10 protein-coding genes and 1 pseudogene are annotated in these 21,137 nt (G+C 59.4%); 5 read left to right on the top strand and 6 right to left on the bottom strand.

What is annotated here, in order from left to right; all coding sequences use genetic code 11:
• Positions 1–357: 357 nt before the first annotated feature.
• A complete protein-coding gene (locus M3089_RS10865; protein WP_249084085.1) occupies positions 358–825 on the bottom strand; it encodes a nucleoside deaminase in 468 nt (155 codons plus the stop codon).
• 424 nt (positions 826–1,249) lie between these two features.
• The gene (locus M3089_RS10860; RefSeq protein ID WP_249084084.1) at positions 1,250–1,783 is read right to left on the bottom strand and encodes a hypothetical protein; all 534 of its coding nucleotides are present in this window, start codon (positions 1,781–1,783) and stop codon (positions 1,250–1,252) included.
• Positions 1,784–2,004: 221 nt separating this feature from the next.
• On the opposite strand from M3089_RS10860, the gene purL reads away from it, so the two are divergent.
• The 4 genes from purL (at position 2,005) to M3089_RS10840 (ending at position 8,317) form a co-directional block, all read left to right on the top strand.
• Complete coding sequence (gene purL / locus M3089_RS10855; RefSeq protein WP_249084083.1) at positions 2,005–5,736, top strand: phosphoribosylformylglycinamidine synthase; 3,732 nt, start codon at positions 2,005–2,007, stop codon at positions 5,734–5,736.
• Positions 5,737–5,863: 127 nt separating this feature from the next.
• Positions 5,864–6,409 (top strand): chromate transporter, encoded by a 546-nt coding sequence (locus tag M3089_RS10850; RefSeq protein ID WP_205107908.1) that lies wholly within the window; start codon positions 5,864–5,866, stop codon positions 6,407–6,409.
• Positions 6,409–6,984, top strand: coding sequence for a chromate transporter (locus M3089_RS10845; protein WP_205108173.1), 576 nt, complete (start codon positions 6,409–6,411; stop codon positions 6,982–6,984). Before M3089_RS10850 ends, M3089_RS10845 begins: the two co-directional genes overlap by 1 nt.
• Before the next feature lie 355 nt (positions 6,985–7,339).
• On the top strand, positions 7,340–8,317 hold the full coding sequence (locus tag M3089_RS10840; protein ID WP_249084082.1) for a family 43 glycosylhydrolase: 978 nt from the start codon (positions 7,340–7,342) through the stop codon (positions 8,315–8,317).
• A 1,071-nt stretch (positions 8,318–9,388) separates the two neighbouring features.
• On the opposite strand, the pseudogene M3089_RS10835 reads toward M3089_RS10840, so the two are convergent.
• Both M3089_RS10835 and M3089_RS10830 read right to left on the bottom strand, forming a co-directional pair.
• Positions 9,389–10,999: pseudogene (locus M3089_RS10835) on the bottom strand (arabinan endo-1,5-alpha-L-arabinosidase); the annotation flags it as partial.
• A 117-nt stretch (positions 11,000–11,116) separates the two neighbouring features.
• Complete coding sequence (locus M3089_RS10830) at positions 11,117–11,587, bottom strand: T9SS type A sorting domain-containing protein (protein ID WP_249084081.1); 471 nt, start codon at positions 11,585–11,587, stop codon at positions 11,117–11,119.
• A gap of 199 nt (positions 11,588–11,786) precedes the next feature.
• On the opposite strand from M3089_RS10830, the gene M3089_RS10825 reads away from it, so the two are divergent.
• Positions 11,787–15,401, top strand: coding sequence for a hybrid sensor histidine kinase/response regulator transcription factor (locus tag M3089_RS10825; protein WP_249084080.1), 3,615 nt, complete (start codon positions 11,787–11,789; stop codon positions 15,399–15,401).
• A gap of 218 nt (positions 15,402–15,619) precedes the next feature.
• On the opposite strand, the gene M3089_RS10820 is transcribed toward M3089_RS10825, so the two are convergent.
• Together M3089_RS10820 and M3089_RS10815 are read right to left on the bottom strand one after the other, a co-directional pair.
• Positions 15,620–18,079 carry a carbohydrate binding domain-containing protein gene (locus M3089_RS10820; RefSeq protein WP_249084079.1) on the bottom strand — a complete coding sequence of 820 codons (2,460 nt, stop codon included), beginning with the start codon at positions 18,077–18,079 and terminating at the stop codon, positions 15,620–15,622.
• 116 nt (positions 18,080–18,195) lie between these two features.
• Positions 18,196–21,135, bottom strand: a complete 2,940-nt coding sequence (locus M3089_RS10815) for a glycoside hydrolase family 2 TIM barrel-domain containing protein (RefSeq protein WP_249084076.1) — start codon at positions 21,133–21,135, stop codon at positions 18,196–18,198.
• Positions 21,136–21,137: the final 2 nt, after the last annotated feature.

Genomic DNA, 21,137 nt, shown 5'->3' with positions numbered 1-21,137 from the left:
TTTGACGTTGCAAAGGTACTGCCTTTTTGCGGATTGGCCAACACTTTGAAGCGGAAAGTGTTGGTTAATTGCGTTATTCTTGACGTAAATCAATATTTTGTGTGCGCAAACAGGATAAGAATGGAAGTTTGATGTCGTTCAGCCCAGAAGGCGGCATGGATGGCGTGGCCTTCAAAAGGCATATTGATGCCCTTTTCGGCCTACCGCGCCTCCGTTGTAGCGTGGCCATGGGCTTGCGTTATAAAAGGTTTCGGTGGTGTTTTCCAGATATAATATAATTTGCTTGCATGGCCCTTGTGTCATTATGCCATGCAAAGGCCCGGCCCCGGGGTGAAAGCCTCCGGGCCGGGCCAAATGTCAGTATTCGCGTTTGTCGTCTTTCTCCTTCCACATCTCGAAAGCCCGTTTGGCCTCTTCGGACAAGAATATTTCCGACGGCTTATGGCGCTCGGCCGGTTTCAGTTCCAGTTCTTTGTAAATGAAATCGTCGTCGAATCCTATGCCGGCAGCATCCTTCCTGTCGTTGGCATAGTAAATCTTGTCGAGGTGAGCCCAGTATATGGCCCCGAGGCACATGGGGCATGGTTCGCACGATGTGAAAATCTCGCATCCGCTCAGGTCGTAGCTGCCGGTGTTGCGTGCAGCCATCCTTATTGCGTTCACCTCGGCATGGGCCGTCGGGTCGCAGTCGGGCGTAACGCTGTTTGAGGCTTCAGCCACAATCTCGCCGTTGCGCGCTATCACTGCGCCGAACGGTCCGCCACCGTTTCTTACGCTTTCTTCCGAGAGCCTGATGGCCCTCATCATCAGTTCTTTCTTGTCCATTTTGTCTCGTTTTTGTTTTGTTCGTCCGCCCGTTCCGCCGTCGTAGCCTTGGCCTGATGTTGTCGAGGCGAGCCGTGGCGCTGTCGTTAGTGTTTTGTTGCCGCTGTTCCCGCCATGCCAAGTCATGGCAGCAACGTGCCCGGTTTGCCCATTTTGGCAGTTTGGCCGCCATTTTCCGGGCAATCCAGCCCGTTTGTTGCCACTTGCATTCTATCTTGTTTGAATGTAATGCGTGCGGTGGCAATGTGGGCTTGCCAGCCGATTGCCGAGCGCAGCTTATCTTATGCAAAGGTAGCACAAACCGTTGTAATTTCAAAATGTTTTCTTCAAACAATCGTTTCGCGCCATTGCTTCTCAGTGGCAGCCGTATGGTTGCTGTTTCATGTTCAGCGCGTGATGCGCTTGCAACCGTGGTGAAATATGCTTACAGAGGGCCGGTGTTGTTGGTGTCGATGCCGTTTTGCATTGCCAAACGGCCCTTTTCACCGGCCAAGACCTGCCGTTCTGCATGCCCGCATGGGCCGTTTTGCAATCTGTTTTCGGTTGTCTTGCAATCAGTTGAAGGCCAGTTTGTTGCAGAAACTGGCCAGGGTGGTAAAAGGATTTTACACCGATGTGCTGTCGCGAGACCTATGGTGGCCTGGCGTGTCTGGCGGTTGGCGGTTGTTCCCAGCCTGTTTCGTGAGCGGCTGCCTGTGTGCGGATATGTGCTCTCGGCCTTGCCGCCATGCCATGTGTTGGCGTTGGCTTCGGCGTCGTGCACCAGCTTTTTGGTGTTGCCACTTCTAAAAATGGCCAAACATTTGGTTGACGCAATAAAATGTTGTATCTTTGCATAAGATAAGCTGCGCTCGGGAAATAGCAAGCCCGCTTGCTTTCCTCTCGCTTGCATTATCTTTGCATAAGATAAGCTGCGCTCGGGAAATAGCAAGTCAGCTTGCTTTCCTCTCGCTTGCATTATCTTTGCATAAGATAAGCTGCGCTCGGGAAATAGCAAGTCAGCTTGCTTTCCCCTTGCTTGCGTTGTCTTTTAATAAGGCAATCTGCGCTCGGCCCGACGAAGGCAGGGCGGTCTTGTCAGCGCATTGGCCGCCGCAGCCACGGCCGCGCGCAATCCGGCGGGTCGCATCCATGCCGTCCGCCACTCGTAGCATTGAAACATTTTATATATATAAAGGCATGATACTTTTTTTCAGAACTCCGCAACAGAGCGTGATTGCAACAGAGACTGACCATCAGTTGGGTCAGGACGAAATCAAAGAATTGTGTTGGCTTTATGGCGGGGCCGCCCTCGAGAGCGCCTCAAGTCTTGAAGGCTTCTTCGTCGGACCGCGCCGTGAGATGGTCACTCCGTGGAGTACCAATGCCGTGGAGATAACGCAAAACATGAACCTCCATGGCATATCCCGCATCGAAGAGTATTTCCCCGTGTCGGGCAAGGATGCCGACCACGACCCGATGTTGCAGCGGATGTACGACGGGCTCGACCAGACCGTATTCACCGTCAACCACGAGCCGGAGCCGATAAAGCACGTCGAAAACCTTGAAGAGTACAACGAGCAGGAGGGCCTGGCCCTTTCGAAGGAAGAAATTGAGTATCTGCACAAGATTGAAGGCGAGCTGGGGCGCCCGCTTACCGACTCCGAGATATTCGGCTTCGCCCAAATCAACTCGGAGCACTGCCGCCACAAGATATTCGGCGGCACGTTTATCATAGACGGCAAGGAGATGGAGTCGAGCCTCTTTGCCCTTATCAAGAAGACAACCAAGGAAAACCCAAACAAGATTCTCTCTGCTTATAAAGACAACGTTGCCTTTGCCGGCGGGCCCGTGGTGGAGCAATTTGCACCCCGCGACCAGTCGACGAGCGACTATTTTGCAGTGAAAGACATCGAGAGCGTCATCTCGCTGAAGGCCGAGACCCACAATTTCCCGACAACCGTAGAGCCGTTCAACGGCGCCGCCACGGGCACGGGAGGCGAGATTCGCGACCGCATGGGCGGTGGCGTGGGCTCGTGGCCCATAGCAGGCACGGCAGTCTACATGACGGCCTACCCCAGGCTGGCCGACGGCGGCGACCGCTCGTGGGAGTCGATACTGCCGGTGCGCAAGTGGCTTTACCAGACACCGGAGCAGATTCTGATAAAGGCGTCGAACGGAGCGAGCGACTTCGGCAACAAGTTTGGGCAGCCGCTCATCTGCGGTAGCGTGCTCACGTTTGAGCACAAGGAGGGCGATGAGCGCTACGCTTACGACAAAGTGATAATGCTCGCCGGCGGCGTGGGCTACGGCACGCGGCGCGACTGCCTGAAGAAAGAGCCGCAGGCAGGCAACAAGATTGTTGTGGTGGGTGGCGACAACTACCGCATCGGGCTCGGAGGCGGGTCGGTGTCGTCGGTAGACACAGGCCGCTACTCCAACGGCATCGAGCTCAACGCCGTGCAACGGGCCAACCCCGAGATGCAGAAACGGGCCTACAACCTGGTCAGGGCGCTATGCGAGGAAGACGTGAACCCCGTGGTGAGCATCCACGACCATGGCTCGGCAGGCCACCTCAACTGCCTCTCGGAGCTCGTAGAGGAATGCGGCGGCCGCATAGACATGACCAAGCTGCCCATCGGCGACAAGACTCTAAGCTCGAAAGAAATAATTGCCAACGAGAGCCAGGAGCGCATGGGACTGCTCATCGACGAGAAGCACATCGACCACGTACGCCGCATTGCCGAGCGCGAACGCGCCCCGATGTATGTCGTTGGCGAGACCACCGGCGACGCACACTTCTCGTTTGTGCAGGGCGACGGCGTCAAGCCGTTCGACCTCGACGTGGCCCAGATGTTCGGACATTCGCCAAAGACGGTGATGGTCGACGAGACTGTAGAGCGCCATTATGCCGACGTTGAATATAAAAAGCAGAATGCCAGCGGCGCCGACATAGAGAGTTACCTCGACGGTGTGCTCCAGCTTGAGGCCGTGGCTTGCAAAGACTGGCTCACCAACAAGGTCGACCGGTCGGTCACCGGCAAGATTGCGCGCCAGCAATGCCAGGGCGAACTGCAGCTGCCGCTTAGCGACTGCGGCGTGGTTGCGCTCGACTACCGCGGCCGCAGCGGCATAGCCACCGCACTGGGCCACGCCCCGCAGGCCGGGCTCGCATCGCCCGAGGCGGGCAGTGTGCTCTCTGTGGCCGAGGCACTTACCAACATCGTGTGGGCGCCTTTGGCCGACGGGATGCAGAGCCTCAGCCTTTCGGCCAACTGGATGTGGCCATGCCGTTCGCAGAAGGGTGAGGACGCGCGCCTCTACTCGGCCGTAAAGGCCTTGTCAGACTTCTGCTGCGCCATCCACGTCAACGTTCCCACGGGCAAAGACTCGCTATCCATGAGCCAGCAATATCCCGACGGCACCAAGGTGATAGCACCCGGAACGGTCATCGTGTCGGCCGGAGGCGAGGTCAGCGACGTGCGCAAGGTGGTGTCGCCCGTGCTCGTCAACGACAAGAACGCGTCGCTTTACCACATCGACTTCTCCTTTGACAGGCAGCGGCTCGGCGGCAGCGCCTTCGCACAAAGCCTGGGCCGGGTGGGCGACGACGTGCCCACGGTGCAGAACCCCGACTACTTCTGCGATGCGTTCAACGCCGTGCAGGAGCTGATAAGGCGCGGATGGGTGATGGCCGGCCATGACATCTCGGCCGGAGGACTTGTCACCACGCTGCTCGAGATGTGCTTCGCAAACACCACCGGCGGCCTGCACATCAACCTGCACGACCTTTGCACCGACGGCGACGTGGTCAAGGCGCTCTTCGCCGAGAACCCCGGCGTGGTCATCGAGGTGTCCGACGAGCACAAGTTTGAGTTCCGCGACTTCATGGAAGACATGGGGGTTGGGTATGCCAAGATTGGTTACCCGATGCCGAAGGAGCGCAAGCTGACAGTTGTCTGCGGCGACTTTGAGCACGATTTCGACATCGACGCCCTGCGTGACGTGTGGTACAAGACGTCTTACCTGCTCGACCGCGACCAGAGCATGAACGGTTGTGCCGACCGGCGTTACGCCAACTACAAGAAGCAACCGCTGCAGTTGCGCTTCAACCACAGCTTCACCGGACTCATGTCGACGTATGGCATCAGCCCCGACCGGCGCACGCCGACCGGCGTCAAGGCTGCCATCATACGCGAGAAAGGCACCAACGGCGAGCGCGAGATGGCCTATTCGCTTTACCTTGCGGGCTTCGACGTCAAGGATGTGATGATGACCGACCTCATCAGCGGCCGCGAAACGCTCGACGACATCAGCATGATTGTGTTCTGCGGAGGCTTCTCCAACAGCGATGTACTGGGCTCGGCAAAGGGCTGGGCGGGCGCTTTCCTCTTCAACCCCAAGGCAAAGGAGGCTCTCGACAGGTTCTATGCGCGCCCCGACACACTGTCGCTCGGTGTGTGCAACGGCTGCCAGCTGATGATGGAACTGGGCCTGATAACGCCCGACGACGACAAGAAGGGCAGGATGCTGCACAACGATTCGCACAAGTTTGAGTCGGCTTTCCTCGGCGTAGACGTGCCCCGCAACGACAGCGTCATGTTCGGTTCGCTCAGCGGTTCGAAGCTCGGCATATGGGTGGCCCACGGAGAAGGCAAGTTCTCGCTGCCCTATCCCGAAGACCATTACAACGTGGTGCTGAAATATGCCTACAGCGAATATCCGGGCAACCCCAACGGTTCAGACTACAGCGTGGCCGGCATAGCATCAAAGGATGGTCGCCACCTGGCCATGATGCCCCACCTGGAGCGTGCCTGCTTCCCCTGGAACAACGCCTACTATCCGCTCAACCGCCGCGGCCGCGACGAGGTGACGCCTTGGATTGAGGCATTCGTCAATGCCCGCAAGTGGGTGGAGAGCCACAGGGGGTGAGGCATACAATATAGTGGCCTTCGTGACATGAATGTCTGCGGAGGCCGTTGAAACCATGTGGCACCCGGGGCTTTGCCATGCCCCGGGTGGCCCGTGGCTTCAGCGTTTGCTTAAATTCACTTAGCCAATGCGCAACATTTACATCGAGAGTTTTGCCACTTTCTTCAAGATAGGGATGTTTACCCTGGGCGGAGGCTACGCCATGATACCGCTCATAGAGCAGGAGGTGGTGGCCCGCCGCGGCTGGGTGACCAAGGAAGAGATGATAGACCTCATAGCCATCTCCCAGAGTTGCCCCGGCGTTTTTGCCATCAACCTGAGCACGTTCATAGGATACAGGCTGCGCAAGACGCGCGGAGCGCTGTGCACATCGATAGGCACAGCCATGCCGTCGTTTCTTTGCATACTGCTCATAGCCATGTTTTTCCATCAGTTTGACGACAATCCCGTGGTGGCCGCCATATTCCGCGGCATACGCCCGGCGGTGGTTGCGCTCATTGCCGTGCCCACTTTCGACTTGGCGCGCAGCGCCAAGGTGGGCTGGGCCAACTGTTGGATACCCATCGCCGGGGCGCTGGCGATATGGGCTTTCGGCGTTTCGCCCATCCTGATCATTATCCTGGCCGGCCTTGGCGGCTATGTTTACGGCAAGTATATCAAACCCACAGAATGATGATATTCGTCAATTTGTTTGTCACCTTTTTCTTTATCGGCCTTTTCGGCTTTGGCGGAGGCTATGGCATGCTGTCGCTCATACAGGGCGAGGTGGTGCATCACTGGCATTGGATGACCACGAGCGAGTTTACCGACATAGTGGCCATAAGCCAGATGACGCCCGGCCCGATAGGCATCAACAGCGCCACCTATTGTGGCTTCACGGCCGTCCACAACGCCGGCTACGGCTATTCCATGTCGGTTGTGGGCAGCGCCTTGGCCACCTTTGCGCTCATGTTGCCGTCCATAATACTGATGATTCTCATCAGCCGGCTGTTCATCAAGTATATGAACACGCAGGCCGTGCAGTCGGTTTTTGCCGGTCTGCGCCCTGCGGTGGTGGGCTTGCTCGGCGCGGCAACGCTGTTGCTGATGACCCGCGAAAACTTCTCGTCGCCCGACGAGAACCCTTGGCAGTTCTGGATTAGCGTCGCCCTCTTTGCCGCCACGTTCATAGGGACAAAGATTCTCAAGATAAACCCGATACGGATGATACTCTACAGTGCCGTTGCCGGACTTGTCTTGCTGTATTGACACGCAGTGGCCTAAATACCGTACAGCCGTTGCCGGGGGCTCCTCGGCGGCCGGTCGTGCCCTGCCGCGCCCGGGATGCTGTTGGGCCGATGGCCTTGCGGGCATCCGCTGTGGCCCTGCCTTTTCTATAGACCATATTCAAACCAAACCGTACATTATACCGAATGATGTTTGTTCAGACATCTGCGTTATGCCCTCAAAGCGATAGCGGCCCATTGCCGGCATCTTGCCTGCAGCCTCGCCCCGACCTGGCCGACGGCGCCTCGGGCAATGGCGGCAGGCCATCTGCACGCCAATCGCGTGCCATTGTGCCGGGGGCAGGCGGTATGTATGGTGCAAAACAAAAAACTGTTTCATGCGAAATACATTGATAGCAATGCTTGCGCTTGCCTCTGTTGCGGCCGTGGCGCAAGACCGTAAGCCGCACGGGCGGCACTCATTCACCACAGACACGCTAATGGTACACGACCCCGTGATGGCCGTTGAAGACGGCGTTTATCACGTGTTCAGCACTGGCAACGGCCTGCAGCACGCCACTTCGGCCGACAGGCGCACATGGACGGTGCACGCTGAGCCTGTGCTCGACAGCATACCGCAGTGGACGCACGACTCCGTGCCGGGCTTCCGCCGCCATGTGTGGGCCCCCGACGTCATACGCTACCGTGGGCGCTGGTGGATGGCCTACAGCTGCTCAACGTTTGGCAAGCGCACCTCGGCCATAGGGCTGGCGTCGTCGCCAACGCTTGCCGTGGGGGCACGGTGGCGCGACGAGGGGCCGCTGGTGTGCTCGCGTGAGGGCCGTGACAACTGGAATGCCATCGACCCGAATTTCGTCATCGATGAGAATGGCCGGCCGTGGCTTGCCTACGGCTCATTCTGGGGAGGCATACAGCTCGTCGGGCTCGACTCTACGATGCACGTGGCTGCAGGGGCCAGGCCGCAAACCATAGCGCGCCGCACCACCACGGGACGCGCCAACCCCATCGAGGCCCCGTTTATCTTCCGCCACGGCGACTATTTCTACCTTTTCGTGTCGTGGGATTACTGTTGCCGCGGCATGGAGAGCACATACCGGGTGGCCGTGGGCCGCAGCAAGACCGTGGCCGGGCCGTATCTCGACAAAGACGGTCGCGACATGCGCGATGGCGGCGGCACGCTGGTGTTCGAGGGCGACAAGAGGGAGTTTGAGGCTGCCGGCCACAGCGCAGCCTACCGTTTCGGCGATTCCGACATATTCATCTGCCACGGCTATAGCATACCCCGCGGTGGCGCCTCGATACTTGTGCAGCGCCCGATGGCATGGACGGAAGACGGATGGCCGAAGATTTTTTAGAATTAAGAGTTAAGGATTAAGGGTTAGGAAAACATGCACGGAAGTACTCTGTGGCGGCTATTTTGAATTTTGCATTGTGCATTATGAATTATCCATTGTGTATTGTGGATTATTCATTTCAATATAGTCGTCTTTTCAAGTAGTCTTAGCTCTTACTCCTTAATCATCTGCTGGAATCTTTACAATGCGCTTGTTGCACAAGATTTTTGTATGAAATGCTAATCCGTTGATTGCCAGTGGTCTCCCTGTGCAGTGTGCCTTGACGTGCAAAACGGCACGTTACGGCCTGCCGTATGGCCCTTTTGGCACAACAAAAAGGGCCATTTCATAGCTTGAAATGACCCTTAATGAGATATACCCTGATTATCATCAAGAAATATTATAACAAAGAGAGTTTATTCATAAAACACGATTTGCTAATTCATAATGCACAATGCAAAAGACAAAATAGCCGCCACAGAGTACTTCCGGGCATGTTTTCTTAACTCTTAACTCTCAATTCTTAATTCAGAATCGTTTCGTTTGAGTACGTCCGTGCATGTTCTCTTAATTCTTGATTCTTAATTTTTAATTCATATAGCATCCGTCGGTGTTGAGCACCAGGTGCGCTTTCTCCATGGTGAGGAACGCCCCTTTGGCCCCGGCGGGCAGTCCGCTGACGGTGTATGTGTATGTAAACGTCTTGCCGGCGGCCGTGGTTGTTATCGCCGTCATGTCCATCTTGCCATCCTTGATGCCCAGCGTAAGGTCGACCTTTGCGCCGTCCATGTCGTCGTTGAACGTAGTCCAGTCGTAGTCGTTGGCCATGCCCGCCTTGCGTTGCGCGTCGTTGGCAAAGTCGCCCCATCCGTAGGCGTCGGCCCGAATCACGGCATACTCCTTGTAGTCTTTGGCCGCCCGCTCCTTGCCGTTGGTTATTACGAGAATCCAGTTGTTCCATGCCTCGGCCCGGTCGGTATGGTTTGTGAAGTCAAAGTGGAACGTGCAGTCGCCCGAGTCGGCCCTGTAATACGGCGAGAACGCCGTCCAGAACGCCGCCGTATTGTCGGTTGCGCCATACGTAGTATGCTTTTGCGACTTCTTGCCCCACAGCGTCTGCTTGCCGTCAAGGCCGGCATACACCAGCGTGGCGCGCCTCGGCGCAGTCTCCCAGTCGGCCTCGCGCGCCACATATAGCTTCGTGCTGCCCACGGTGAGCACATTGCCCCGGGCGTCGAAAGTCCATCGCAGCCCGTCCATGGGTGCCCCGCCAACGGTGTGGTCGGCTCTCAGCGTGATGGCCGTCGCCACATCCTGGTGCTGATAACCATAGTCGAGGGCAATGTTTTCCCACTGCCCCACCAGCTCGCTCTCGTCGATGGCGGCCTGTGGCACGGCCCCGTAGCATTCGGGCAGCACCACCGGCCATCCCTCTTCAGTCCATATCAGTCGTCGTACCTGCCCCATCATGATGGCGTTGCTGTAGGCGTCGCCGTAGACATTGGCCGGCAGGCGGCCCTGCGACGAGTAAAACCAGTTGCCTTCGCCGTCGTCGAACACCGCGCAATGGCTTATCCCGACCCATCCGCAGCTCTCGGAGAAACTGTAGGGGTGGGTCACTATCGGGTAGGCCTCGCCCCCGCGGTTGGTCACGTCGGTGCCGTCGATGCCCACATAGGGCCCTGTGATGTTGCGCGAGCGCACCACCCGCGTGTTGTAAGCCACGCTCAGTTCGTCGTAAGCCATGAAAAGGTAGTAGTAGCCGTCGTGGTATACCACCTCGGGAGCCTCTGACGCCTGCCAGCGGTTGCCCATCTGCCGCGTGCTCACCATCTGTCCGTAGGCCGAAATGTCGCCTCCCCACGGGTTGCCCTGCTCCTTCTGCGGCTTGCCGGTGTCGGGGTCAATCTGCAGGGCGGCAAATCCCGAGTGCCATGAGCCGTATATCAGCCAGTGCTCCCCTTCGGGGGTGATGATGTACGAGGGGTCGATGGCGTTCCACTTGAAGTAGCATTGTGCCCAGTTGTCGGCCTTGACGTGGTAGTTCAGGCCCCTGTCCGATGCGTTGGTCACCACATATCCCTTGTCCACCCAGCTGTTCACGTCGCCCGGCGTGGCCGTCTCCATCAGTCCTATGAAGGCCCGTTCTGTCCATGTGCCGTCGCCGTCGATGGTGCCCGGGCATGTGATGGCATAGTACATGCGGTAGAGCCCGCTTTTCACTTTGCGCACACAGGGCGCCCAGAAGCCAAACTGAGTGTCGTCGCCGAAGTCGGCCGTGCTCTTGCCCAGGCCCATGGCGGCGCGTATCTCATTCAGTTTTGGCTCCACCCACGACGGCAGCGAGGGCATGGTGGTGCCCATGAACTCCCAGTCGACGAGGTTTCTCGAGCGGCGGCACATGAAGTGCCCGTGCCCGTGGTGTACGTTGCCGAAGCTGGCATCGGTGGTGTACATGTAGTAATACCCGTCGTCGGCCCTCACCACCGAGGGGTCGTGCACGTTGGCCAGGTTCCATTTGTCGCGTTGCTCCCATGACGATATGGCCCTGTAATAGTCGGCGTAGTCGGGCGCCGAGTAGTTGCCCAGCCTTTCTGACAGCGGTGTTATGCTTATCGATTTGATGTCGCTGATGTCTGTCCCGCCTATTGTCCACTCGTCGGCGTCGCCTTTTTGAGTTATCGTCATGTTGTTGCCGCCCATCGTCACCGTCTCGCCGTTGTTCTTCTCGGCCACGAACTGGGCGCTCACCGATGCCGCCATGCATGTCATCGCGGCTGCCAAGAGTATAGCTTTCCTTGTCATACGCCTTCCTCCCGCTTATTTTTTGATGAACTTTACCGCCGTGTCGCCGGCCTTGAACACATATATTCCCGGTGTGAGCCGGCTCACGTCGATGTCGGTCCTGCCTCCGTCGGTCACGCAGCCTGATGCCTTGCGCCCCGCCGCGTCGTATATGCCGACCGCCGTGCCGGCCTTGCAGCCGGTCAGGGTGAGCGTTCCCGAGGCGCTGATGGCCACTTGCGGGGTGGCGCCCGTGCCGGTCACGCCATTTATCCCCGATGGTTCGGCCTTGACCACGTTCACCTTTTCTGCGCCGGCCACCACCGTTCCGTCCTTGCATACGATGGCAAACGTGTCCTGCCAGTCGGATGCCAGCAAGAAACTAACGTCGCCCATGAGCACGGTCGCGCCGCTCTTGGGCTCTTCCAGGGCCCACTTGAGATTGTTGTCCTGGGCTTGGCTGCCTGTGGCACACAAGACGGCCAAAGACAATAATGTCATTTTCATTTTCGTTTGGTTAGTTGGTTATACTTCCTTGGTTGTTGCATGGCAAAGTTACTCAAATCGTTGTAAAGCACAAAACAAATCGGGCCGAATGTTGGTATTTTTCATGCCATGGCCCAACTTTGTCCGCTCTGCGTTGCTGGTTGCGGAATATTATTCGTAAATTTGCGGCATGAGGCAGCCCAGTCTGCCGGTTGTCGTTATGAGGAAATTCTTGTTTTTTCTTTTGTCGTTGGTCAGTCTGGCAGCCCGTCCGTCCGACGACGAGATTGTGGGCGTGCGCATCACGAGGGCGCAGGGCGGCTTGCCCGACAACAATGTGAGGGAGATATACCAGGATTCCGTGGGGTTCATGTATTTCTCCACGCATTATTCATCTTACCGTTACGACGGTTATGCATTCAGCTATGTGCCCGACTCGGTGGTGCAACCATTGCGGCTGGCGGCGGCCAGGCAGCGCAAGTCGTTCGGCAGGGGCTATTTCAGCGACAACCGGGGCAACGGCGTCACCGTGTCGCCTGACGGGATGCTCGAGTATGTAGACCGCGCCGGCTCCGGGCGCATCAGGATGAAGGTGTTCGATGCCTCGCTCCTTGGCGAGACCGACAACATAAAGTGCAAGGTAGTGACCGATGGCGACGGGCGCATCTGGGTTTCTGTCAATGGCAACGGGGTGTTTGTCTACGACAAGGCAAGCCGCCGAATGACGCACATCACCCGTGAAAGCCTTGGCGGACTGCTCGGGAGCGACTACGTGGTCTACATGATGGAAGACCGCGACGGCAACATTTGGCTTGCCGTACGCAACAACGGGATTGTATGCATGCGTGCCGTGCGCCGTCAGTATGCCGCCGTCGGCCTTGGCGCGTGCGCCGAAGAGTGGGCCCTCGACATAAGGATGGTGAGCCGCTTGCCTGGCGGGAGCATACTGGTGGCCAACAAGAGGCAGCTTTTCGAGGCCGCTCCCGACTTGCGCTCACTGCGCGAGCGCGGCCCGGCCTTGGGCGGGGTGCTCTCGGCGGGCACCGACGGGCAGGGCCGTTTGTGGCTCGGCACGCGCTTCGACGGGGTGTATGTCGATGGCGTGCGCCACGGCTCGGGGCGCGTAGACTGCCTGACGGCCGACAGCCGCGGCCGAATATGGAAGTGCGGCATACACGGGGCTGTAGCCATGTCGGCGCTGACGGCCGGCGGCGAGTACTCGGAGCGTGCGTTCCAGTTGGGAAACAGCGGGCTCACCCCACACACCATGCTCCTCGGCAAAGACGGGAGCATGCTTGTAGGCGCCGAGACCGGCCTCTACCGCTTTGTGCCCGACAGCCTGCTGGCCGACACCTCGGCCTACCAAAGGCTGCTGCCTTATCCCGTATACAGCCTTTTCGCCGACAGCAAGGGCCGACTGTGGATAGGCACCCACGGCCATGGCGTGCTCACGACCGATGCCCGCGGCCGATACATCCGACTTACTGCTAAAGACGGTTTGCCCAGCGACGTGGTGCAGTCGGTGGGCGAAGACCGCCACGGACGGATATGCATAACCACCCAAGACGGCGCCGTCTACTATTCGCCATCTACCCGCAAGATGGAATACCTGTACTTCCACAACGACCCCAAGCTCAACTTCTTCAGCGAAAACTGTGCTTTGCGCCTGGCCGACGGGCGCATGCTGTTCGGCACCCTGGGCGGGCTTGTGGTGGTAGACCGCGACTTCAGGCCCGCGACGAGGGTGCCGCAGCAAGTTGACGTGACCGAGGTGTCGGTCGACGGTGTGCCGTCGTGGACGCTGCCCCGGACGGGTCGTGCCGGCGCCGACGGCGGCGGGCGGGCCCTGGTGGTGGGCCACGACGAGAGCTCGGTGGTATTCCGTTTTTCCAATTTCAACTACCTGCGCCTGCAGCCCACGCATTACTCATATATGCTGGAGGGCTGCGACAAGGGCTGGAGCGCGGCCACCGAGCTCAACTTCGCTTCCTACAACGACCTGCCGCCGGGCAAATACGTGTTCAGGGTGCGCTGCCTCGGCGACGACGGCACGTGGACCGAGCCCCGGGCCGCGTTTGCCCTCACCGTGCTACCGCCGTGGTGGGCCTCGCCGGCGGCTTTCGCCGTCTACTGCGTGGTGCTGTTTCTGGCAGCCATGGTGGCCTACCGCTACCTTCACACCGTCTACCGCTTGCGGCGCGACATAGCCGTCGAGAAGCGCCTGACGCAGTTTAAGCTCGACTTTTTCACCAACATCTCCCACGAGTTCCGCACACCGCTCACACTGATAGCCGGCAGCATGGAGCGCATAAGGCAGGTGGGCGGCAGCATAGGCGACCTGCGCATGCCCATCGACAGGATGCAGCGCAGTGTCGACCGCATGCTGAGGCTCGTCAACCAGCTGCTTGAATTCAGGCGCATGCAGGAAGACCGGCTGCACCTGTCGCTCGAGCTGACAGAGGTGGTGGGCTTCCTTCGCGGCATTGCCGACTCCTTTCACGACGTGGCCCAGGGCAAGGGCGTGGCGTTGCGCTTCGCCCCACAGTGCAAGAGATGGGAGGTGTTTGTAGACCGCGGGTTTCTCGACAAGATAGTGTATGAACTGCTCAACAACGCCATCAAGTATACCCCGGCCGGCGGCAGCGTCGACCTGAGGCTGCGCAACGATGGCGGAAGCATGGTGGTGATGGTGGCCGACACTGGCGTAGGGGTGCCTGCCGACAAGCGGGCAGGCATATTCGACCGATACAGCACGGGCAACCAAAGCCGCGGCAGCCTCGGCATTGGGCTCAACCTGGTGGCCGGGCTCGTGGCAGCCCACCACGGAGTGATAAGCCTCGACGACAATGCCGGGGGCGGGAGCGTGTTTACCGTGAGCCTGCCTGTGGCGAGAGAAGCCTACGCCGAAGGCGATTTCATGGCGGCTGACGGGGTGGCCCCGGGCCCGGCAAACGCCGGCAAGGCTTTTGTGGAGCCTGTGGCCGAGCTGCAGATGCCGCCGATGAACGACAAGACGGTGCTTGTGGTAGACGACGATGCCGACGTGCGCGGGTATCTTGCCCACGAGCTCGGGCGCTACTTCACGGTGGTGGCCGCAGCCGACGGGCAGGAGGCCATGGTGCGCCTCGGGCTGGATGGCGGCGGCGGGCACTACAGCGGGGCCGGCAAGGCCGTCGACCTGGTTGTCAGCGATGTCAGGATGCCGCGCATGGGCGGCATGGAACTGTGCCGCCACATACGCTCATGCAGCCGCACAAGGGGGCTGCCGGTGATACTGCTTACGGCCCTCGGCGATGTGGGCACGCAGGCAAAGGGCTACGATGTGGGTGCCGATGCCTATGTGACCAAGCCTTTCAGCCTTCGGCTGCTGGTGGCCCAGTGCCGGCGGCTGATGGAGCGCGGCATGGCAGACGGGGCCAACTCTGGTGGGCAAGGGGCGCCCCCGGCCGGGCAGCCGGCAGCGGCAGTGGTAACCGACGAGCGCGACCACAGGTTGAAAGAGCAGATAGTGGCTTACGCCGAGGCCCACATTGCCGACGCAGAGTTTTCGGCCGACCGCTTTGCCGACGGCATGGGCATGGGCCGTTCGGCCTTTTTCGCCAAGTTCAAGTCGCTCACCGGCAAGTCGCCCAATGAGTACCTGCGCGAGCTGAGGCTCAGTCGTGCAGCCGAGTTGCTGTCGGCCGGGCCCGTGACTGCTGCCGAGGTGGCATACCAGGTGGGAATGAAGACACCCCAGTATTTCTCTACCTGCTTCAAGAAACGCTTCGGGGTGACCCCGGCCCAGTGGCAGGCCGGCATGCGCTCTGCGGCCGACAGCCATGCCGCCGGCTGACGGTGGTTGTGGCCGCCTGTGGCCGTGGCAGCGTGGTGGCTGCAGCCCCGGATGGCGGTGGGCCGCAAAAGAAATGGCGGTTGCGGCCGTTGGGCATAGCAAGGAGAGCCTTTGGGCATAAGGAAACGTGCCGTTTCGCCTTGCGAAACGGCACGTTTTGTAAGCTGTTGGAATACAGGCAGTTTGCTCTTCGCTTTGACAGCGTGCTGCAGTCCGGCTCACTTTACTGCAAACTTGCGTCCGTTGCAGATGTAGATGCCTTTGGGCAGGCCTGCGGCCTGCGTGCCCACTAACTGTCCGTTAAGGTTGTAAATCCGGCCGTCTGCGTTGTCGCCCGTCATTATTTCGCTGATGGCGTCGGCCACATTCGCGGCGTATGTAATGCCTATGTAAGATATGCGCATTGTCGATGCCGACGAGCCGAGGTAGATGTCGAGCGTGCCATCGGCCGTCATGTTGAACGTGTAGCGCGCCTTGCCGCCCAGTCCGTCGGCGTTGAGCGAGTTGTCCAGCTGGTTGGCGCCCACCTTGCCGCCGCTTTCAAGCTGCTTCTTGTTGCCGGAGGCATCGTAATACCATGCGTTGGCCGAGGTTACATATACGCTGTGGCCGCTGTTGCCCATGCTGTAGTCTATGGTCACTTGGTCGCCTTCCTTGAGGTTGAGCACCGACATCACCGTAGAGTTCTTGCCCGGGTAGCTCACGCTCAGGCCATGGTTGGGGTCGAGTGTGGGCTGCGCCTTCTCGCTGAAGGCTATGCGTCCGCTAAGGTCGTTGCCGGCGAACAGGGCCGTCTCGGCATACATCGTGGCTCCGGAGCTCGTGGTGAGCGGGTTGCCCCAGTCGGGGGTCGGCGTATATGAGGCCCCTTCTTTTTGGGCCCAGCTGAGCCAGATGTATTTTTCGTCGGCGTGGATGTTGGCAACCACAAACCCGTTGACGGCCTCTTTCAGGGCCTTGCCCTGCTCGGCTATGGCCAGGTCGGTCTCTTCCGAATGCTCGGTGGTGAGCCCTTCGGCGAAAGCCTTGGCTTGGCTTATGGCCTGCTGCAGGGCGTCGCGCCCCTCTGTGTATGCGGGGTCTGACAGCTGGGCCTCGGCGTTGGCGATGTCGCCCACCAGAGCCGTGTATGCCTTGTTGATGTCTTTGAAGTGGGTCATGGCACTGTCGAGGTCGGCCTTGGCAGCCACCAGCGTCTCGGTGTCGGCGGCCGTGTCGTGGGCCTGTTGCGCCGCGGCGATGCTGTCGCGCAGGTTGTCTTTGCCATAGAGGTATAGCTCAGAGCCGAGCAGTTGGCCCGCCGTGCCGATGGCCTCGGCCAGTTGCTGCCTTGCGGCCTGCGTTTCGCGCTGGGCAAAGTAGTCGTCGATGTCCTCCTGTGTGGCCCCGATGATGCGCAAGTCGGCGTTGTCGAGGTCTACCCGGTTGCAAACGCTGTCGGGGATGTATATGCCTATGGTCACCGTCCCGGGCTGGTCGAGCTTGTGGAAGGCCGAGTAGGTGGTGAGCCTTTCGGTGTGTATGGGGTGCATCTCTACCGAGTCTTCGTTGATGAAAATCTTGAGTCCGCGCAAGTCGCAGTCGTAGTCGATGTCGTTGTTCTTGTTCTTGTATTTTGCCGCGCGCACTTTCAGGCTGAACATGTATTGGCCCGCAGGCATGTTTTCCATCACCTGGTACAGTCCTCCCTGCTCAAGTATGTACTTGCCGTCAATCTCTCGCTTCATCCAGATGGATGTGAACGGGGCCGTGATGTCGCGTTGCGTCCACCGTCCGCCCCACGCCTGCCATCCGTCGGGCCCGCCAACGTTGGTCACATCCTTGCCCAGGCTTACCGAAGTCTCGTCGAAGTCGGGGCACTTCACGTGTCCGGTGACGTTCACCGAGTTCTCGTCGAGGAACAGCGCCACGCATTCGTCGAGGAATCCCAGCATTCCGTTGTAGCTGTCGAGGTCGTTTTGCTCTACATACAGCCTCAGGTCGCCGATGAACCCTTCCAGTATGTCGTGGCCGTTGGGCAGCAGCGGGTTGCTCAGGTAGCCGTTGAGGCTCTCGATGATGGCGTTGGCCTCGCGGTCGTCTACGGCCTTGTTGGCGGCCAGCACCTTGAAGTCGTCGAACGTCGTGCCCACGTAAGAGCCGTAGAAGTGGAACACCACGTAGCCGTTTTCGGGCGCGGTGAAAGAGTATTCAATCTTGGTCCAGTCGAGCCCGTAGCTTTTGGATGTGGCTATGGGCTGTTGCGGCGTGGCCGAACCGTCGGTGTTGAAGAAAATGTTCTGGTAGTTTTTCACCCCGCTGCCGCCCGTTGTCGTGGTGGTCACCTCTTCGCCGGCCGCCACGCTGTAGGTGATGTAGTACGTGCGGCCCTGTTTCACTTCGACCTTCTGCATCAGCGAGCAGCCCGTCCCGGGGCCGTTGTCTTTCTTGTTGGCCACCAGGCAGGGGCCTCCGTCGGGCCCCAGGTTGTCTACATAGAACGTGTCGGGGTTGAGCGGCGTCTGGCCGTCGGTGGTCCAGTGTTGCGTGCCCTGCCCGAAGTCGCCGTTTTGCAGCATGTTTACGCCGTCTGTAATCTTGAAGCGCCCGTCTTTCGTATATACGAAGTCGCCGGCGTCTTGTGCGTGCGAGCCCATTGCGCAGGCCAGCACGGTCAATGTAAGTAATAGCTTGTTCATGTTTATGGATGTTTTTAGGTTGTTGTTGGTAGTCCCGGCCGCCGTCGGCCCGTCGCTCCGCCGGTTGGCCGGGTGTTGTGGCATGTGGCTGCCACAGCCCAAGCCGGGCCGCAGCGTCACAGGTCGTAGGCGTGGTAGAAGGGCATGAACGTGGGTATCTCACCGTCGGGCTGCCCGAAAATGGCCCTCATCGCCTCGTTCCACCGGCCTGTCAGCGGTATGATGTCGAAGCTGCCCTTCATCCTCAGCCCGTCGGTCTCTGTCATTCCGGCAGGCCATTCATACTTGTTGTATGCCGAGGCCACGTGGGTGTTTATCCCCACCACGATGCCCCGGTCGTGGTTTTCGACGGCAATGTCGGCGTCGTCGGCCACAATGGCGAATCCGTTGCCGTCATCGTCGGTGAACAGGGCTATGTCAACGTGCTGCCTGTTGCCCGGGTAATAAAGGTCGCCCGAGGTGATGCTCCACAGTCCGTACTCGCTCAGCATGTCGCGTCCGGGGTAGGCCGCGTATGGGCCGTTGCCCATGTAGCGCATGTTGGTGAGCTCTTTGGGCAGCATCAGGGCGGCCCCCGCCTCGACGGTCTCGCCATTGCCATGGGCCGTGAGGTCGAAAGTGTAGCCTATGATGCCGCCGGGCTTGTGCTCGATGGCCACCGTGCCGTCGATGTATCGCGTGGAGTCGCAGTCAAACCTCACCCTGGCGGTGCACCCCTTGCGGTTGTTGGCCTCGACGGTGGTGACGGTCTTGCCGGGCATGTAGGCAGGCCACAGGCTGTGAAGCTTCGACGAACGCCTCGATGCCTGGGTGGCCGTTGAGGCCAGTGTGGGCTTGCGGCCTATGCGGGCCAAGGCCATGTCACTGATTATTTCCACCCCGTCGGCGTTCTTGAGCGACAGGGTGTTGCCGTCGAAGGTGTATCCCGGCGCAGTGACCACGCCCTTCTTCACCTTTGTGCGGCCTTCGGGCTTGCCGCCAATGCGTTGGGCCAAGCCTGGTGCACCGTCAGGGCGGAGCCTTACCGACTTCTCGTATATCTGCCGCCCCTGCCTGTCTTTGGCCGTGATGCTTATCCAGTACTTGCTTGCCGAGAGCGGCTGCGGAACCCGGGGCGACAGCGACAGCAGCGTGGAGTCGTGGGGGGCGCATTCCACATCGAGCTTACCCGAGGCAAGCTCCTTGCCGTCGCCCATCAGTTGCCAGCCGAAGTCGATGTCCGACAGGTTGGTGAAGTCAAACCTGTTGAGCACCCTCAGCGGAGCCTCGCGTATGATGATGTTCGAGTAAACCTTGCGTGCCTGGTAGTAATCGGTCTGCGGTGTCCTGTCGGCATACGTCATGCCGTCGGTTCCCTGGTTGCCCGACGTGTCGTAGTAAGAGCCGGGCGTGGGCCACACATAGTCGGCAAACTTGCTTCCGGGGGTAGGTTTCTTGTCGGTATCGACGAGTATTCCCTGGTCGAAAAACTCCCATACCGACCCGCCGAGTATGCCCGGTGTCGTGGCCATCACCTCGTAGATGTCTTGCATCTGGTCGAAGTCGGTGCCCAGAGCGTGGGCATATTCGGTGGCTACCATGGGGCGGTCGTACATCTTGGCGAACGCCGCCACTTCCGACGGGCGAGGGTAGTGGGGTGAGACAATGTATGGAGTGTTCCGGCTGTTGAATCCGTTGGCGCGGTCGAAAGCCTTGTGCCCCTCGGCCCAATCCTTGTAGACGGAGGGCGTCATGGGGAATGTGAATGGCCTTGTGCTGTCGAGCGACGCCACGTAGAGCCCCGTCTTGAGCCCTATGTCGGTCACGGGGTTCTCGTTGCCAACGCTCCATACCACTACCGAGGGGTGGTTTTTGTCGCGTCGCAATGTCAGGCGGGCCCTGTTCTTCAGGTCGTCGAGGAATGTAGAGTCTTTCAGGTTGCTTTCGCCGAAGCCGAAAGGAACCTCGCACATCACGTACATGCCGATGGAGTCGCAAAGCTCCAGCAGTCTCGGGGCAGGCGGATAGTGGGATGTGCGCAGGAAGTTCATGTTGGCATCCTTCATCATCTGCAGGTCGCGCTTCATCTCCTCGTCGGTGATGCTGCGCCCGTTGACGGGCGAAAGGTCGTGGTGTGTGGCCCCGTGAAACTTCACCGGGCGGCCGTTGATGCGGTAAATGCCTCCGTCCCAGGCTATTTCGCGTATCCCGACCTTGCCGTTGTAGGTTTGCACCGTCTGCCCGTTGAGCTTCAGCCTCAGGCTCACGGTGTACAGATAGGGCGTCTCGGCCGTCCACAGGTGCGGTTGCGGCACACCGGCTGCAGCCCTGTGGCGGGCAGAGGTGGTGGCGGCTGACGCCAGCGAAGCCACCCTGTTGCCTTCGGCATCGGTTATTTCGCCTTCAATCACGGTCTTGCCTTTCTTGCCTTTTCCGGCAACCAGTGCCTCGATGTCCACCCGGCCGTCCATCGACGTGTGTATGGTTATGTCGTCGATGTGTACCTTTGGCAGGGCGAAGAGCAGCACGTCGCGCGATATGCCCGACAGCGACCAGTCGTCGTTTGTGTCAAACTCAAAGCCCCTTGGGCGGGTGTCTACCCTCACTGCCAGCGTATGTGTGTGGCCGGGTTGTGCAAACCGGGTGATGTCAAACGTCTGCCGGTTGTACGAACTGTTGAAAGAGCCGGCCTCATGCCCGTCGACATAGAGCGTATATCCGAAGTTGACGCCTTCGAGGCACAGGTATATGCCGCGCCCGTCCCACTCGGCCGGTATGTCGATGGTGCGCCTGTACAGCCCCAGTCCGGCCCTTACTTTCTTGCCGTAGGTCATGCCTGCAAACCCCTGCAGCTCCCAGTTGCCCGGCACTTTGATGGTTTTCCACGCGCCGGTGTCGTATTCCGGCATGAAGAACAGCGAGTCGCTGCCGGCAGAGCTGCCTGCAATGTACTTGAAATCCCATTGCCCCGACAGCGACCTTGTGTACGTTGCCTTCTCTGTTGTGGGCAGGGTCACTTGCGCCGAGGCCGTAGTCGAGGCCATCAGGAGCACCATGCCCAAGATGTTTCTGTCCATTT

This window comes from Marseilla massiliensis (assembly GCF_023336985.1).
GTDB classification, from domain to species: domain Bacteria; phylum Bacteroidota; class Bacteroidia; order Bacteroidales; family Bacteroidaceae; genus Prevotella; species Prevotella intestinigallinarum.
Note: the sequence above shows the minus strand (reverse complement) of the source record. Positions and strands in the feature narration are given on the sequence as shown.

Bases quoted from the DNA above. Each gene is read 5' to 3' on its own strand.
- M3089_RS10845 (WP_205108173.1), top strand. From the start codon at position 6,409: ATGATATTCGTCAATTTGTTTGTCACCTTTTTCTTTATCGGCCTTTTC.
- M3089_RS10815 (WP_249084076.1), bottom strand. From the start codon at position 21,135: ATGGACAGAAACATCTTGGGCATGGTGCTCCTGATGGCCTCGACTACG.
- purL (WP_249084083.1), top strand. From the start codon at position 2,005: ATGATACTTTTTTTCAGAACTCCGCAACAGAGCGTGATTGCAACAGAG.
- M3089_RS10820 (WP_249084079.1), bottom strand. From the start codon at position 18,079: ATGAACAAGCTATTACTTACATTGACCGTGCTGGCCTGCGCAATGGGC.
- M3089_RS10850 (WP_205107908.1), top strand. From the start codon at position 5,864: ATGCGCAACATTTACATCGAGAGTTTTGCCACTTTCTTCAAGATAGGG.
- M3089_RS10825 (WP_249084080.1), top strand. From the start codon at position 11,787: ATGAGGAAATTCTTGTTTTTTCTTTTGTCGTTGGTCAGTCTGGCAGCC.
- M3089_RS10840 (WP_249084082.1), top strand. From the start codon at position 7,340: ATGCGAAATACATTGATAGCAATGCTTGCGCTTGCCTCTGTTGCGGCC.
- M3089_RS10865 (WP_249084085.1), bottom strand. From the start codon at position 825: ATGGACAAGAAAGAACTGATGATGAGGGCCATCAGGCTCTCGGAAGAA.
- M3089_RS10860 (WP_249084084.1), bottom strand. From the start codon at position 1,783: ATGCAAGCGAGAGGAAAGCAAGCTGACTTGCTATTTCCCGAGCGCAGC.
- M3089_RS10830 (WP_249084081.1), bottom strand. From the start codon at position 11,587: ATGAAAATGACATTATTGTCTTTGGCCGTCTTGTGTGCCACAGGCAGC.